We start from the raw sequence: 14,902 nt of genomic DNA on the forward strand, positions 1-14,902 counted from the left end.
CAATTGGAGCCACTTCTGCTCGTAACAAAACTAGGGGTGTATGGTAGCTTACAAGACAAAGGAAGGTTCGGCTATCGGGCATTTGGTATTCCGCTATCTGGACCAATGGATTACCGTTCATATCAAGCAGCTCAAAGAATCTTACAGCATCACCATGATCAAACGTCTTTTGAAATGTTTGTGGGTGGTTTTGAATTTGAGGCGCTTGCTGATGGTGTTTATGTATTAACAGGGGGGCATAGTACATGCTTGGTTAATCATGTACCAATCGAAATGTGGAAAACTTTCCATTTAACGAGGGGAGATAGATTATCTATCAAGGGTGTCCATCAGGGCTCTATTGTTTACTTAACTCCATTAGGAGGTTTTCGTACAAATGATGAGCTTGGTAGCCAATCCTACCTTCCACTTGGAAATTTGGGAACATGCATTACAAAAGGAAGTATTTTATATGGGCAGGTATCAGCATCTTTAAAATATAATAGAGGGCTATATGCACCCTATCGTCCAGGTTTTGACAGTTCGATTACGGTTCGACTGTTTAAAGGGCCGCATTTCCATTTATTTGCTGAGGAGAGTCAGCGACAATTTTTACAAGATCCTTTTCAATTTATCGGCGGCAATCGTATGGGCTACTACATCAAAGGACCTACCTTACAATTTCAGGAGATGAAGGATATTCTATCAGAAGCTACACAGTTCGGAACAATCCAAGTGCCTCAAAGTGGTAATCCCATTATCCTAATGGCTGATGCTCAAACAGTAGGAGGCTATCCTATTATTGCAACAGTTCATGAAGAAGATTTACATAAAGTAGCGCAAATGCGTATGTTTAACACAATTCACTTTGTACTGGAGGAACCATGATGTCAATTGATATCAATTGTGATCTGGGTGAAAGCTATGATGCTTTTATCGCGGGTAAGGACGAAGAACTATTAGACTATGTAACTTCCATCAACATTGCATGCGGTTATCATGCGGGTCATCATTCAATTATGCATCAAATTGTACGCAGCGCCATTCGTAAAAACGTTCACATTGGTGCACATCCAGGCTATCCCGATCGAGAGGGATTTGGTCGCCGTAACATGGAATGTAGCCCAGCTGAAATTTACGATATGATGGTTTATCAAATTGGTGCCTTACAAGCATTTGTACAGATTGAAAATGGTATGCTTCATCATGTTAAACCACATGGCGCACTCTATAATCAATGCGCGAATGATCGTGAAAAAGCGTTAGCTGTAGTCAATGCAGTGTATGATCTTAATCCGCAGCTTATTTTATATGGCTTATCTGGTAGCCTCATCGTAGAGATTGCTAGAGACCAAGGGCTTCAAGTATATGAGGAGGTTTTTTCGGATCGACGCTATAACGAAGATGGCACATTAGTGAACAGACAGGTGCCAAATGCCTTCATACAATCGGAAGAGGAAATGCTAGTGCATGTAAAAGGAATTTTGACTGCGAATGAAGTGATGTCGGTCCAGTCCAAAAAAATTAAAGTGGCAGTCCAAACCTTATGTATACATGGAGATGGCCCACATGCGCTAGACTATGCGAAAAAAATTGCAGGTCTTAGAAAGCAATTACAATAAAATGTAAGAATGGATGCCCTAAATAAGGCATCCATTTTATTTAGATTGTTGTCACTAGCTCCACAGCTTCTAGCACAATTGGCGTACCAGCAGAAAGTGTACCTGTGACAGTATTGAACGTTATTTCAGTTGTAGAAACTGTATAGGCACCACCCTCCTGAAGAACACCATTGATATATAAGTTATAGTAACCATTTGCGACTTCTGGGAATGCTGTTGCGGCTGTACCGCTATCATTTAAAAACGTTGTTGCAGCGACTGTCGTGCCATCTGCAATGACAAGGGGTGCAGCTAAGACGTTAAAAAACCTTGTAGAACTACCTGTAACATTGACGTGAATATTAATAATGGAAAGTGCCACCCAATTCACCTCCTTTCATTTCCTTTATTTCGTTGTAAAGCCTAGCGATTCAATAATAATGGGTGTTCCTCTATACAATGTCGCATTATAAGGTACGATTGTCAGGGAGGCTGGGGTTACCGTATAAATACCGCCTTCCTGCATTACTGCATTAATATAAAGGTTAACGTAACCATTAGGTGAAAAAATTGTAAACTCAGTAACGGAATTTGCTTCATCATTCCAAAAGAGATCGGCTGGAAGAGTTGCCCCATTCGATAGATCAAGATCAGCTGTAACGATATAAAAATATCGTTGGATCGTTGGTATAATCATACCTTCAGGGACTATTTCAGGAGGATCCATGGGTATTCCGTTTGTTGCTTTTATACGGGGCCAGATAAATCGATCCTCACAGTTACATGAACAATATTTTTCAATGATTTGATGAGACTTAGGATTTATCATATGGCATCACACTCCCTTCATAAAAAATATAACTTTGCCCCGAATATGCTTACTATAAAATATGAAGTAAATATAAAAAGAACTAGTTGACCATCTATCATTTGGCATAGATTTTTTGTATAAACATGTTTTTGTAAGGATGGAAACGTTGGCATATATGCTTTAAATTAGTGTTATACTTTGCTAGTTGAATAAGGTAGAATACTAATTATGAATAATTAATGAAAAAGGGGTTACTGGTTTCATGAAAGATTTTGAACAACAATTGGAGGGGCTATTAAAGCAAGCCTCTTTGCAATACATAATTTATCAGCATAATGGTGATACAGAGCGCATGGATAAAACATCACTTTTTGCTCGAAAAATTCAGCAAAAAGAGTATGTGATTGGCTTTGCAGGCCATTTCTCTGCAGGGAAGTCAAGTATGATTAATGCGCTGTCTGGTGAAAATCTACTAGCATCTAGTCCAATTCCAACAAGTGCGAACATCGTCAAAGTTCATAAATCAGAGGAAGACTATGCAATTGTTTATATGCACAATGAAAAGCCCGTAAAATTTGAGGCTGGCTATGATTTTAAAACAGTAAAAGAGCTAAGTAAAAATGGGGATTTAGTGTCACAGATTGAGATTGGACACAGTGCCTCTACACTACCACTAGGTGTTACTGTAATGGATACGCCAGGGGTAGACTCCACAGATGATGCACATCGCATGTCAACGGAATCAGCATTACATATTGCCGATATCGTATTTTATACAATGGACTACAACCATGTGCAGTCGGAATTAAATTTCCAATTCACAAAGCAATTAATGAAATATAATCCAAATGTTTATTTAATTGTCAATATGATTGATAAGCATAAGGATAATGAATTGAGCTTCGAAGAATTTAAAGCAACTGTTCATCAGTCCTTTGCAGCATGGGGTGTTGTACCGAAGGGTGTTTTCTTTACATCATTAAGAGAGCCAGAGCATCCACATAATGATTTTGAGGCAGTAAAGAAAATCGTGATGGACAGTATGAATGACTGGCAGGAGCAGCTTGTGCAAACAGCTACGAATACATTGCGTTTATTGCAAAGCGAGCATGACAATTATTTAATGGAAGAAAGACAGGATCGTTTAGCAATTGATGAAGAAATTTTAAGTGCGGATGACTGGGCACACCATCAAGATATTTTAGAGCAATACAATAAATTAAATCGTCAGGTTGAATTATTTTCAGTAGAAGCTTGGAACGAAACGTTTGAGGAGCAACGTAAGGAGTTGCTCGCGAATGCTGCAATTATGCCAGCTGATTTACGCGATCACTTACGCCTTTATTTAGAAAGCATGCAGGAAGGCTTTAAAGTTGGAGGGCTCTTTACTGCAAAGAAAAAAACAGAGGAAGAGCGAAACAGACGTAAAGAAAATGCGTATAGTGCCTATCAAAATGTGGTCCATGCACAAATCACGGGGCATTTAAAAGGTCTTATGAAAAAGGCATTGAAGGACGTTGGTGCATTAAATGAGGAACGTGCCGCTGCTATTGATGCCTATGTATTTGACTTACCTTTTTCATTGATTGAGCAGCAAGTTCAAACAGGCGCTATTTTAACAGGTGATGCTGTGTTAAACTTCGCTAACCGTATCGCAGAAGCAACAAAGCGCTATTTCATTCAGGAGACAGATAGCTGGAAAAATGCGCAAGCGACAACTCTTGAAGCTGTAGCAACAGAAACTGCCGCACCATCAAAATTAAAAATGGCGGGTATGCAGGACAAAGTAGATGCCATTAATGCGGTCCTTGAAATTGAAGGCTATCAGCAATATAGTGCAAGCACTATGCATCAAGCGAGCAATGAAATTCGTAAAGTTGCCAATCAACAGCTTACAAATTGGGAACAATCATTTAAGCAAGATTTAGCAGAAATTCGTCTATTTGACGAGTCCATGTTGCAGCCAAAAGAGCAAATCATCCAACAAGAGGAAGCTCAGCAAGCTACTAGTGCAACGACTCTACCAATCGATGGTGTGATTAATCGTGCACTCCATACTGCCAATGCAGTCAAAGAGGTGCAAGGCTTTGCTGAAGTAGCCCAATACCTTGAAAATAAAGTAGAACGACTACAGAAAAAGGATTTTACCATTGCATTGTTTGGCGCATTTAGTGCTGGGAAATCTTCCTTCTCAAACGCTTTAATGGGAGCCAAGGTGTTACCTGTATCACCAAACCCAACAACTGCGGCCATCAATAAAATTCGTCCAGTTACACCTGAACACCCACATGAAACAGCGGATGTACAGCTTAAAACTGCGGAACAAATGCTAGAGGATATTCAAGGCTCCTATGCGGCGATTGGTTTGTCTGTATCGACATTGGAGGAAGCCTATAATCGTGCTGATGAAGGGCTTGCAGTGCAGTTAACGGACGAACGCTTAAATGTTCATAAATCATTTATTCGTGCCTATAAAGAAGGCTATCCAACCTTTAAGTCTGAGTTTGGTTCTATCCTCCGCGTAGACCGTGAAGAGTTTGAAAAATTTGTAGCACAAGAAAATAAATCTTGCTTTGTTGATAATATCGACTTCTATTATGATAGTCCATTAACACGTATGGGCGTGACACTTGTTGACACGCCAGGAGCGGACTCTATTAATGCCCGCCATACAGGCGTAGCATTTGAATATATTCGTAATGCTGATGCCATCCTATTTATTACGTACTATAATCATGCCTTTGCCAAAGCTGACCGAGAGTTTTTAATTCAACTTGGTCGTGTGAAGGATGCATTTGAGCTAGATAAAATGTTCTTTATTGTCAATGCAATTGATTTGGCAACAACGGGTGAGGAACAGGAAGATGTAAAAGGCTATGTACGCTCAGAGTTACAACGCTTTGGCATTCGCTTCCCAAGACTATATGGGGTATCTAGTCTTTTAGCGTTGAAGGAAAAGGTAGAAGGTGCCGATTTAACATCAGGTATGCCACCATTTGAAAAAGACTTCCATACATTCTTAAATGATGAATTGAGTGCATTAGCCGTTCAAGCTCTTGCAGAGGAAGTTGATAAAACAGAGCAACGTTTGGCGGATTTAATTGCCCAAACAGAGGAAAACTTAAAACGTAAAGATGAGCGACTAGAGGAATTAGCAACACTTGAACAACATATTCAATCGAAGTTCAGTGTGCTGAATACGAGCATGTTAGAGAGTGAAACAAAGCAGGAGCTTGATGAGCTACTCTATTATGTTCTTCAGCGTGTTTATTATCGTTACCCTGAGTTCTTTAAGGAAGGCTACAATCCTTCTACCTTTGCTGCAATGCCCGCACAGCAAGCGTTGGAGCATGCATTAAAAGAAGTGATGCAAAGCTTGCGTTTTGATTTTACTCAAGAAATGCGTGTAACAAACTTCCGTTTATCGCAATTCATTAGCAAAAAGATGCAACAACGTTTTAAAGATGAAGTGCGCGAATTGAAAGAGTTAAATCGAAGCTTCTCATTCCTAGCCTTTGAATCCTCTGAGCCAAATTTATTGGATTTTGAAGGACCGTTTGCGGATATTTCCAAATATGCTAGCGTAAAATCTCATTTCCGCAATCAAAAAGCTTTCTTTGAAAAGAATGAAAAAGTGAAGCTAAGTGAGGCACTAGAGGCTGTAACAAAGCCAGATGCACAAGACTATTTAGATGCACAGAAAGTTTCTCTCATGACATGGGCGATTACGTTTATAGCAGAGGAAGCCGAAAAATTACGTTACTATATTTATCATCAAGCGCTTGAACAAATTGACACAGAAAGATTAGCCTTACAAGAAGAGAGTCGTTTAGCTTCTTGGAAAGCGATTTACGCACAATTACAATACGCATGAGGTGATTCTAATGGGAAAAGTATTCAAATCAGTGGATGAAATTCAGTATGATGGCGTCCGTTTTATCGATGCTCGTTTCGATCTTCAGGACAAAGAGGCTGGCAAAAAAGCATTCGAGGAAGGTCATGCTACTGGTGCTATCTATATTGATTTAGAACAGCAGTTATCGGATATGGACAGCAAAGAAGGTCGTCATCCAATGCCAAGCAAAGAAAAATTGGCATCCGTTTTTCAAGAACTAGGATTACGGTATGAAGATCAGATTGTAGTTTATGACCAAGGAGCAGCTCCATTTGCCCCACGCGCCTGGTGGATGCTAACATATGCTGGTTTCCCAAATGTAGTGATTGTCAACGGAGGTGCCCCTGCGCTAGAGGCAAAAATTCCTTTTACCAAGGATATTATTAAATATCCTCCAACTATCATTGAGTTTGATTGGAAAGATGAGCTTTATGCTCCACGCCAAGCCGTAAAAGCCATTGTAGATGGAGAGGTAAAAGCTACTTTACTCGATGCCCGCGCGGCTGAAAGGTATCGAGGAGAAGTAGAGCCTTTGGATAAAGTAGCAGGTCATATCCCAACTGCGAAAAACTTTGACTGGGAGCAATTGAAGTCAAATGGTCAACTAAAGGCAAACGATGCATTACGTCAAAAAGTTGCAGCTGATGAACCGGTTGTGGTTTACTGTGGCAGCGGCGTAACCGCCTCTCCACTTTATGCCGTATTAGCAGATGAAGGCTATGACAACATCCAATTATATGTAGGTAGCTTCAGTGATTGGATTACAGAATATGACGTGGAAAAAGGCACAAACGAATAAAAAGAAACGCTCACTTCGGTGGGCGTTTTTTTATAGTGCGGTGGATAGAGCGTAAAGTAGAGGTTAGAATTTAATGTAGCGGATAACCTCTTCAGATTGGCGGATACGGAAGAAAAAGTGGAGGATAGAACGTTCAAAGTGACGGATAAAATCTAATGTAGCGGATAACCTGTTCAAAGTTGCGGATAAGAAAGAAAAAGTGGAGGATAGAACGTTCAAAGTGACGGATAAAATTTAATGTAGCGGATAACCTGTTCAAAGTGACGGATAAAAATGAAAAAGTGGAGGATAGAACGTTCAAAGTGACGGATAAAATTTAATGTAGCGGCTAACCTGTTCAGATTGGCGGATAAGAAAGAAAAAGTGGAGGATAGAACGTTCAAAGTGACGGATAAAATTTAATGTAGCGGCTAACCTGTTCAGATTGGCGGATAAGAATGAAAAAGTGGAGGATAGAACGTTCAAAGTGACGGATAAAATTTAATGTAGCGGATAACCTGTTCAAAGTGACGGATAAAAATGAAAAAGTGAAGGATACCCCTTTTAAAGTAGGGGATAGAATTTTATACTTGATCAAAAGGTAGATGCACTCGATGTCGTACAGGAAGTCGCTTACCGTAGCTTTAAATACATACATTCTCTTCAAAGTTCATCCTATTTAAAAACATGGTTAATAAGGATTGTCATAAACTGTGCAATAAATTTGCTAAAAAAGCGTGAACCGATCGTCGAGTTTGAGCTGGAGTCAGAACTAGGTGAAGAACCGCATGAAGAACTTCCTGAGAGGTGGGCGTTGGAAGATGTGATGACAAAGCTCACAAAGGAGGAAAAGGATATTATTTTGTTGAGATTCTATCATGATTATACATTGTCTCACGTGGCTCAGGTATTGCAGCTTAAATTAGGGACGACGAAAACCATTTTGTATCGTGCATTAAAAAATTAAAGCAGGCACTGGAACAGGAGGGGCAGGGTGAACGATCTAAAAAAGCAGATGGATCAAATAGACATTCCAGAATCGTTACATCAGCGTAGTCTACAAGGTATTGAACAAGCAACAAAAGAGCAGCATAAGCCTTTGCACTGGGTACCTAAAGGCTTGACTGTTGCTGTAACACTTGCAACGGGTGGATTTGTGGCATTCATGGTGGGGGAACAACACGTAGATAATGATCGGGCTAGTGCGTTAATGTCACAATTAGATCATTTATCTTCGCCAATGTACTGGATTTTGGCTATTTTTTGCGTATGCATCATACTATACATCTCTAGGAAAAAGCTTAAAGTTGGCGCTGATCAGAAAAAGACGATTGGTGTTGCCATGATTTTGATTTTACTGATCGGTAACAGTACGATTTTTTTACAACATCAATTCATAAAACCGATAGTGATACCTGCTGCAATTGAAGTTACAGATAGCTTACAGAATGCTTTAGAGGTACGCTATATTACAAACAAAGATGACCATCGATATGTGAAATATTTACAGGCAGAAGACGTGCAATTACCAATAGTATATGATCAAACAGAGCAAGCAAATCTAGTCAATGGCTTTTATTATCCATTGGATACTTCTCAAGATTTACGCTATCAAAATATTCGATTAGCTTTTTTTCAGTTTGATTTAAACACGATGAAAAAAGTGATGGCAAGTAAAACTATTTATCTTGTATTAAATGACGGGGTGAAATTACCTGCCCCAATTCATTTTACGAGGGAAACCTTCATTGATGAAAATCAGATCATGAATAATAGCTATAGTCAGTCACAACATGATTCGGAACAAATCATATCATTTACCCTTCAGCAGGATGCAGTTTTTGATGCATTTTATGTTCCAGCTACATTAGAGGAGAAAATACTGTTGAAAGAATGGCGATTAAACGGTCAGCGCTACACAGCAAGTGATTTTCCTTTTTCAGTGACGAAAGGTCAACGCTTGGAGATGATTATTCAATTTAAGGAAGACCCCTTAGATATCAATACATCCATAGGTTTTAGTGGCCCGGATGGTTATTTAACTAAAAGATTATATTCACAAGCGTATTTTACGTCGAATTTGGTAGAAAAGGTGCGTGAAAACAATGAGTGAATCTAAACAACAGGTAAAACTTTTACAATGGTTTGCAGTGGCGCTCTTTTTTCAATTTATCTATTTAAATGTTTTTAAATACGCTAATCTTCTACAAGATATCCTTGTTTATGGGGCCTATTTAAAAAGTCTTTCATTCTATAAAGAAAAAACACCTATCAGCAAATATATGGCTTGCGCTATGATTCTTGCCTTGATGAGTACTTTCTTTTCTTCACATCTTCTCTTCTATTGGAGTACGGTTTTAATTCAAGGAATTAAATTGCTGATCATAATGGAATTTGGAAAAATTTTATTAAGCATTGAACAAAAACACGATATACAGGGTTCCACTACAAGAGTGATGAAAAAATATATAGCGATTACCTTTGCTGTCATTATAAGTTGGACGCTGTTAATGAATGTTACAAATGATTGGCAGATGGGATTATTGTTCCTAGGCGCATTGCTTTTATTGGCTGTAAATATACGATTATTTCTTCATGTGTTAGCACTTCGTAAACATGTAAAAAACAAATCCTTTGTTGTTACCTACTTACAAAAATGACTCACCATTCATTTTATGCTACACTTTTTGTACAAGGGGCAAAGGGGGAGCAGGATGTTTAAACGGGAGAAAAGTATCGAGATTCAGCATCATCGCGGTGTACAATGTGCGCATGGGAAAGTTGCGGTGCAGGGGGTTGGTATGAGTGTGTACAGTTTTTTTGTGGATGGGTTACTAATTGATACAGGTTCCTACTCACTATCGCAGGAATTTCAATCCTTTTTTAAGGGTATACCTATAGAGCAATTGGCATTAACGCATTCACATGAGGATCATGCAGGAAATGCAGCGTGGATTCAACATCATAAGAATGTACCTATTTATATTCATCGTGATTCAGTCAATCTTTGTGCTGAAGATGGAGACTATCCACTCTATCGTCAGGCATTGTGGGGGGAACGACCCGCGTTTGTTGCCCAACCATTTGGTCAAACCTTACAAACGAACGCAGCAACATGGGATGTTATTGAAACACCTGGGCATACTACAGATCATCTTTCTTTTTACAATCGGGAAACAGGCGCTATGTTTACAGGTGATTTGTTTATCCAGCCAAAGACAAAGGTTGTGCTTGATGAAGAAAACATTGTCCATACCTTGGCGTCTTTAAGGAAAATAGTAAACTATGATTTCGATGTCGTCTATTGCTGTCATGCAGGCTTTATAGTGGATGGTCGAACGAAAATACAAGAAAAAATTGCTTATTTGGAAGACATGCAAGGAAAAGTGAAGCAATTATTTATGCAAGGTTATTCTGTTGAGGAAATCACCAAAACCATTTTTCCTCGTGATTATCCGATTACAAAAGTTTCGGGAGAGCAATGGTCTTCCAAGCATATCATCACGGCCTTTATTAATCATTTTACCGAAGAGTCCTTTATATAGGGCTCTTTTTTATCTTGTTAAGAATTTCACAAATACTTTGATCTGTATAATAAAAAACTTTGTGAAAAAATGTGAATAAATTGTGACGAAGTCAATCAGGGCAATGGATGCGCTTACAAAAGTTTGTGAAAAAATTCTCATTTACATAAGAAAAATACTATGTGAAAAGTTGAACAGGCTAAATGGCTCTATGTGTACACTTTATAATGTGTTAATAATCGCATTAATTATCTTAAAATAATTGATTGTGAAATGTTTAATTTGACAGAAAAATGTAATGGAAGTCATTAAACATTGAATTATTGAAGTTAAGAATAAATTGACAGAAAATTCGTTGACTATATTTTCACAAAGTATTATGATTCTGAAATATAATAAAAAAATCAAAGGGAAAAGGATGGGATGGAATGGACGTAATGAAAAAGGCTTTAGAAATGCATGCACACTATAGCGGGAAATTAGAGGTGAGCTCAAAGGTACCTGTACAAGATTCCTATGATCTTAGCTTGGCTTATTCACCAGGGGTAGCAGCGCCATGTGTGGAGATTGAGAAAAATCCTTCGCTTGTGTACGACTATACAATGAAGGGTAATATGGTAGCTGTTGTGTCGGATGGGACAGCGGTTTTAGGGTTAGGAGATATCGGACCGAAAGCGGCATTACCTGTAATGGAAGGGAAGGCGATTTTACTAAAGCGTTTTGCCAATGTTGATGCTTTTCCAATATGCTTAGATACAAAAAATACGGATGAAATCGTCAGCATTGTGAAGGCGCTTGCCCCGACATTTGGTGCGGTAAACTTAGAGGATATTTCAGCACCAAGATGCTTTGAAATTGAAGATCGCCTACGTCAAGAATGTGATATTCCAGTTTTTCATGATGATCAACATGGAACAGCGATTGTTGTAGGAGCAGCGATGATTAATGCCAATCGTATTGTGAAAAAGGATATTGCAACGATGAAGGTTGTGATTAACGGTGCTGGTGCTGCAGGCATTGCGATCTTACGTATACTTGTACAAATGGGCTATAAGAATATTTATATGTGCGATACAAAGGGTATTATTTATGAGGGTCGTACAGAGGGGATGAATCCGATTAAAGAAGCGGTTGCTCATTTGACGAATCCAGAGAAGCAACATGGTACACTAGAGGATGCACTAACAGGTGCAGATGTCTTTATTGGAGTTTCTGTAGCCAATCTATTAACAGAGGCACATATTGCGTCCATGAATGAAAATCCAGTTGTCTTTGCCTTAGCCAATCCAAATCCAGAGATCACGTATGAAAATGCCAAAGTATGGGGGGTACGTGTTATGGGAACTGGCCGTTCAGATTATCCAAATCAAATTAATAATGTTCTTGCATTCCCTGGTATTTTCCGGGGAGCTTTAGATGTGCGTGCTACGGATATTAATGAGTCGATGAAGCTAGCTGCTGTAGAAGCCATTGCCTCCCTTGTGAGTGATAAAGAACTAAAGGAAGAATATATTGTGCCTAAATCTTTGGACGAACGCGTTGTGGCAATCGTCTCACGCGCAGTAAGTGGGGCAGCTGTAGAATCTGGCGTATCTGAGCTATTCCAGCAAAGTACAGCACTATCTGTTTAATAAAATTGAATAGGGAATTAGAACAGATAGGGAAAAGTGTATTGCTTTTTCTCTATCTGTTTTTTATCAAATATGCTCGAAATTTGTTGTTTTTTGGTGTTTTATGTAATAAAATGATTAAGTAAAATGGAATGTTTTACATAGTTGATTGAAGAGAAGAAATACTTATTGATGACAGATTTAGGTTAAAAAAATAAGTCTTAAGTCCATTTAAAATTGAAAGAAGTGATGAGGGAAAATGACATCAATCGTACAATTTCGATCTATTAAAACGAAGCTAATCGCTTTTTCATTGCTGCTTTTAATGATTCCGTTACTTATCTTAGGTTTTATAAGCTATCAGCAAAGTAAATCAAACCTAGAAACAGTAGGGAAAGAAAATCTAAAAAATAGTGTCGAAATGACGATTGCTATGATTGAGCAATTCAATCAAGAGGTAGAAGCAGGCAATTTATCATTAGAGGAAGCTCAGGAAAAAGTAAAGATTGCTATTTTAGGAGAAAAGGATAGTGAAGGAAAGCGACCGATTAATAAGGACATTAAACTTGGCGACAATGGTTATATTTTTGTTGTTGACCAAAAAGGGATGTCCGTTGCCCATCCAAATATAGAGGGTACGAGTGTTTGGGATGAAGAGGATGATAAAGGCGTTAAGTACATACAAGAAATCATTGCTAAAGGGAATGAAGGTGGTGGATTTGTTTCATATTCGTGGCCGTTACCCAATTCAGGTCAATTAGAGGACAAAGGGGTTTATGCAGAAACAGATCCATATTGGGGTTGGGTCATTGGTGCGAGCACCTATTTAATGGACTTCAATAAACCAGCACAAAGTATTCTTAAGATAACACTTATAGTAATTGGCTTGGCCATTATGGTGGGGATATTGATCATTTGGCAATATGCGAGTAGTATGACAAAGCCTATTAACCAAGCGGCTCAAGCGATGGAGCGTTTTGCAGAGGGAGATTTATCTCAAGAAAGTATGGCTATACGTTCAAAAGATGAAATTGGAAAACTGGCAAACGCCATGAATCAAATGCAAATAAGGTTGAAGGATATGATTCATAATATTGCCCAAGCATCAGACTTAATTAATACATCTAGTAAAGAGCTAACGCATTCAGCAAATGAAGTCAATATGGGAGCGGAGCAAGTTGCGATTACGATGCATGAATTAGCATCGGGTGCTGAGGGACAAGCTCACCATTCTAGTGCATTAACTTCATTAATGGAGCGCTTTACAGCAGATTTACAGGAAACGAATCAGCATGGTGCACATATTCATCAATCTTCAGTAGAAGTTTTAACATTAACGAATGAAGGAAGTCAGCTAATGACATCCTCTAATTCTCAAATGGAAAAGATTGATAGCATCGTGCAAAATGCCGTTGAGAAAGTGAAAAAATTAGATGCTCAAGCACAGGAAATCTCTAAATTGGTCGTGGTCATTAAGGATATTGCAGATCAAACGAACCTGTTGGCTTTAAATGCTGCGATTGAAGCGGCAAGAGCGGGAGAGCATGGCAAAGGATTTGCTGTAGTGGCAGATGAAGTACGTAAGCTTGCCGAACAAGTAGCCTTTTCAGTAAACGATATTACATCCATCGTCACGAATATTCAGCAAGATTTTGATGTTGTCACGAACTCTTTAGAGGATGGTTACCAAGAAGTAAAAGAGGGAACGAATCAAATAAAAGCTACTACTGAAACATTTAACACGATTAGCCACTCCATTAATGATGTAGTGGAGAGTGTCCAATTAATTTCAACGAATTTATCGAAAGTTACAGAAGATGGCCATAAAATGAATAACTCTATTCAAGAAATTGCTGCGGTGGCAGAGGAATCTGCTGCAGGGGTCGAGCAAACAACAGCTACGACAGAAGAGACAAGTAGCTCAATGGAGAATATGGCTGGAAAGTCTGCTCAACTATCAGAATTAGCATTACAATTGAAATCTCTCATTGCTCAATTCAAACTATAAAAAACATCTCCCACTCTCTTAAATGAGAGGGGAGATGTTTTTACATCATGCCAACACCAATAATTCCGATGAGTATGACAAAGAAAAGAACAAATAATACGATGAAGATAATAATGGCTGGAATAAAGATGGTGAAGAAAGCCATCCAGTTTGAAATTTGATGTGCTTCAGCGACTACACCTACAGAAATAACAAATGACCAAATCGTCACAATGATGCTTACTAAAATAGTTGGCCAAAAAATCCACGGTAATGAACCCATAAAATTAGGATCCAATAATGAATCGGGTGAAGTCATTAACCAAATAATATAAAGTGGAATCAGTACGATATATGGGATTGCAGTTAAGCTTAACCCCTTAAATAAGTCCGAGTAAGTCCCAGTACCTTTAAATAATTTCCCGAATAGCCAAGAGATGAGTGCAGAAATAGCTGTGCCAATCATACCTGCGATAGGAGCAAAAATGACACATAATAGGACTAAAAGCCATGGCGAAAAATCAGGAAGAAATTCTGAATCAATTAATCCAGACATAAGGGAGCCAATATAACCAATAGACAAAACCAAAATTGCAAAGCCGATAGATTTTTCATTAATCATATAACGAGTCGTTTGCTTTGGATGCATCCAAACCGATAAAAATGGATTTAGTTTTGACCTTTCTTCTTTTGATGTCTCATTCAAGTTTTCCATCA

The 14,902-nt window shown here is 38.6% G+C and carries 13 protein-coding genes; 10 read left to right on the plus strand and 3 right to left on the minus strand.

Annotated features, from left to right (window positions below):
* Positions 1–3 precede the first annotated feature (3 nt).
* Both LBYS11_RS07575 and LBYS11_RS07580 read left to right on the plus strand, forming a co-directional pair.
* Positions 4–867, plus strand: coding sequence for a 5-oxoprolinase subunit C family protein (locus LBYS11_RS07575; RefSeq protein ID WP_103117769.1), 864 nt, complete (start codon positions 4–6; stop codon positions 865–867).
* Positions 864–1,601 (plus strand): 5-oxoprolinase subunit PxpA, encoded by a 738-nt coding sequence (locus LBYS11_RS07580; RefSeq protein WP_369823972.1) that lies wholly within the window; start codon positions 864–866, stop codon positions 1,599–1,601. Before LBYS11_RS07575 ends, LBYS11_RS07580 begins: the two co-directional genes overlap by 4 nt.
* A gap of 40 nt (positions 1,602–1,641) precedes the next feature.
* Here LBYS11_RS07580 and LBYS11_RS07585 read toward each other — a convergent pair whose 3' ends face one another.
* Both LBYS11_RS07585 and LBYS11_RS07590 read right to left on the minus strand, forming a co-directional pair.
* Positions 1,642–1,962, minus strand: coding sequence for a DUF4183 domain-containing protein (locus LBYS11_RS07585; protein ID WP_048390025.1), 321 nt, complete (start codon positions 1,960–1,962; stop codon positions 1,642–1,644).
* 24 nt (positions 1,963–1,986) lie between these two features.
* Positions 1,987–2,409, minus strand: a complete 423-nt coding sequence (locus tag LBYS11_RS07590; protein WP_048390027.1) for a DUF4183 domain-containing protein — start codon at positions 2,407–2,409, stop codon at positions 1,987–1,989.
* A gap of 244 nt (positions 2,410–2,653) precedes the next feature.
* Between LBYS11_RS07590 and LBYS11_RS07595 the strand changes: the two genes are divergently transcribed.
* The 8 genes from LBYS11_RS07595 (at position 2,654) to LBYS11_RS07630 (ending at position 14,206) form a co-directional block, all read left to right on the plus strand.
* Positions 2,654–6,265 carry a dynamin family protein gene (locus LBYS11_RS07595; RefSeq protein ID WP_048390030.1) on the plus strand — a complete coding sequence of 1,204 codons (3,612 nt, stop codon included), beginning with the start codon at positions 2,654–2,656 and terminating at the stop codon, positions 6,263–6,265.
* Positions 6,266–6,275: 10 nt separating this feature from the next.
* Positions 6,276–7,085: a sulfurtransferase gene (locus tag LBYS11_RS07600; RefSeq protein WP_103117771.1), complete on the plus strand. Its 810-nt coding sequence runs from the start codon at positions 6,276–6,278 to the stop codon at positions 7,083–7,085.
* A gap of 565 nt (positions 7,086–7,650) precedes the next feature.
* Positions 7,651–8,031: a sigma-70 family RNA polymerase sigma factor gene (locus tag LBYS11_RS07605; protein WP_103117772.1), complete on the plus strand. Its 381-nt coding sequence runs from the start codon at positions 7,651–7,653 to the stop codon at positions 8,029–8,031.
* Between the two features lie 27 nt (positions 8,032–8,058).
* Positions 8,059–9,177 (plus strand): hypothetical protein, encoded by a 1,119-nt coding sequence (locus LBYS11_RS23525; protein WP_233732550.1) that lies wholly within the window; start codon positions 8,059–8,061, stop codon positions 9,175–9,177.
* Positions 9,170–9,724 (plus strand): hypothetical protein, encoded by a 555-nt coding sequence (locus LBYS11_RS07615; protein ID WP_066037692.1) that lies wholly within the window; start codon positions 9,170–9,172, stop codon positions 9,722–9,724. Before LBYS11_RS23525 ends, LBYS11_RS07615 begins: the two co-directional genes overlap by 8 nt.
* Before the next feature lie 54 nt (positions 9,725–9,778).
* On the plus strand, positions 9,779–10,609 hold the full coding sequence (locus LBYS11_RS07620) for an MBL fold metallo-hydrolase (protein WP_048390035.1): 831 nt from the start codon (positions 9,779–9,781) through the stop codon (positions 10,607–10,609).
* 407 nt (positions 10,610–11,016) lie between these two features.
* Positions 11,017–12,219, plus strand: coding sequence for an NAD(P)-dependent malic enzyme (locus tag LBYS11_RS07625; RefSeq protein ID WP_103117773.1), 1,203 nt, complete (start codon positions 11,017–11,019; stop codon positions 12,217–12,219).
* Between the two features lie 238 nt (positions 12,220–12,457).
* Positions 12,458–14,206 carry a methyl-accepting chemotaxis protein gene (locus LBYS11_RS07630; RefSeq protein WP_054550794.1) on the plus strand — a complete coding sequence of 583 codons (1,749 nt, stop codon included), beginning with the start codon at positions 12,458–12,460 and terminating at the stop codon, positions 14,204–14,206.
* A 40-nt stretch (positions 14,207–14,246) separates the two neighbouring features.
* On the opposite strand, the gene LBYS11_RS07635 is transcribed toward LBYS11_RS07630, so the two are convergent.
* On the minus strand, positions 14,247–14,900 hold the full coding sequence (locus LBYS11_RS07635) for a Yip1 family protein (RefSeq protein ID WP_048390041.1): 654 nt from the start codon (positions 14,898–14,900) through the stop codon (positions 14,247–14,249).
* Positions 14,901–14,902 lie beyond the last annotated feature (2 nt).

The organism is Lysinibacillus sp. YS11, from assembly GCF_002896375.1.
Lineage (GTDB): Bacteria > Bacillota > Bacilli > Bacillales_A > Planococcaceae > Lysinibacillus > Lysinibacillus capsici.

Bases quoted from the DNA above. Each gene is read 5' to 3' on its own strand.
- LBYS11_RS07580 (WP_369823972.1), top strand. From the start codon at position 864: ATGATGTCAATTGATATCAATTGTGATCTGGGTGAAAGCTATGATGCT.
- LBYS11_RS07600 (WP_103117771.1), top strand. From the start codon at position 6,276: ATGGGAAAAGTATTCAAATCAGTGGATGAAATTCAGTATGATGGCGTC.
- LBYS11_RS07630 (WP_054550794.1), top strand. From the start codon at position 12,458: ATGACATCAATCGTACAATTTCGATCTATTAAAACGAAGCTAATCGCT.
- LBYS11_RS07590 (WP_048390027.1), bottom strand. From the start codon at position 2,409: ATGATAAATCCTAAGTCTCATCAAATCATTGAAAAATATTGTTCATGT.
- LBYS11_RS07625 (WP_103117773.1), top strand. From the start codon at position 11,017: ATGGACGTAATGAAAAAGGCTTTAGAAATGCATGCACACTATAGCGGG.
- LBYS11_RS07595 (WP_048390030.1), top strand. From the start codon at position 2,654: ATGAAAGATTTTGAACAACAATTGGAGGGGCTATTAAAGCAAGCCTCT.
- LBYS11_RS07635 (WP_048390041.1), bottom strand. From the start codon at position 14,900: ATGGAAAACTTGAATGAGACATCAAAAGAAGAAAGGTCAAAACTAAAT.
- LBYS11_RS07615 (WP_066037692.1), top strand. From the start codon at position 9,170: ATGAGTGAATCTAAACAACAGGTAAAACTTTTACAATGGTTTGCAGTG.
- LBYS11_RS07620 (WP_048390035.1), top strand. From the start codon at position 9,779: ATGTTTAAACGGGAGAAAAGTATCGAGATTCAGCATCATCGCGGTGTA.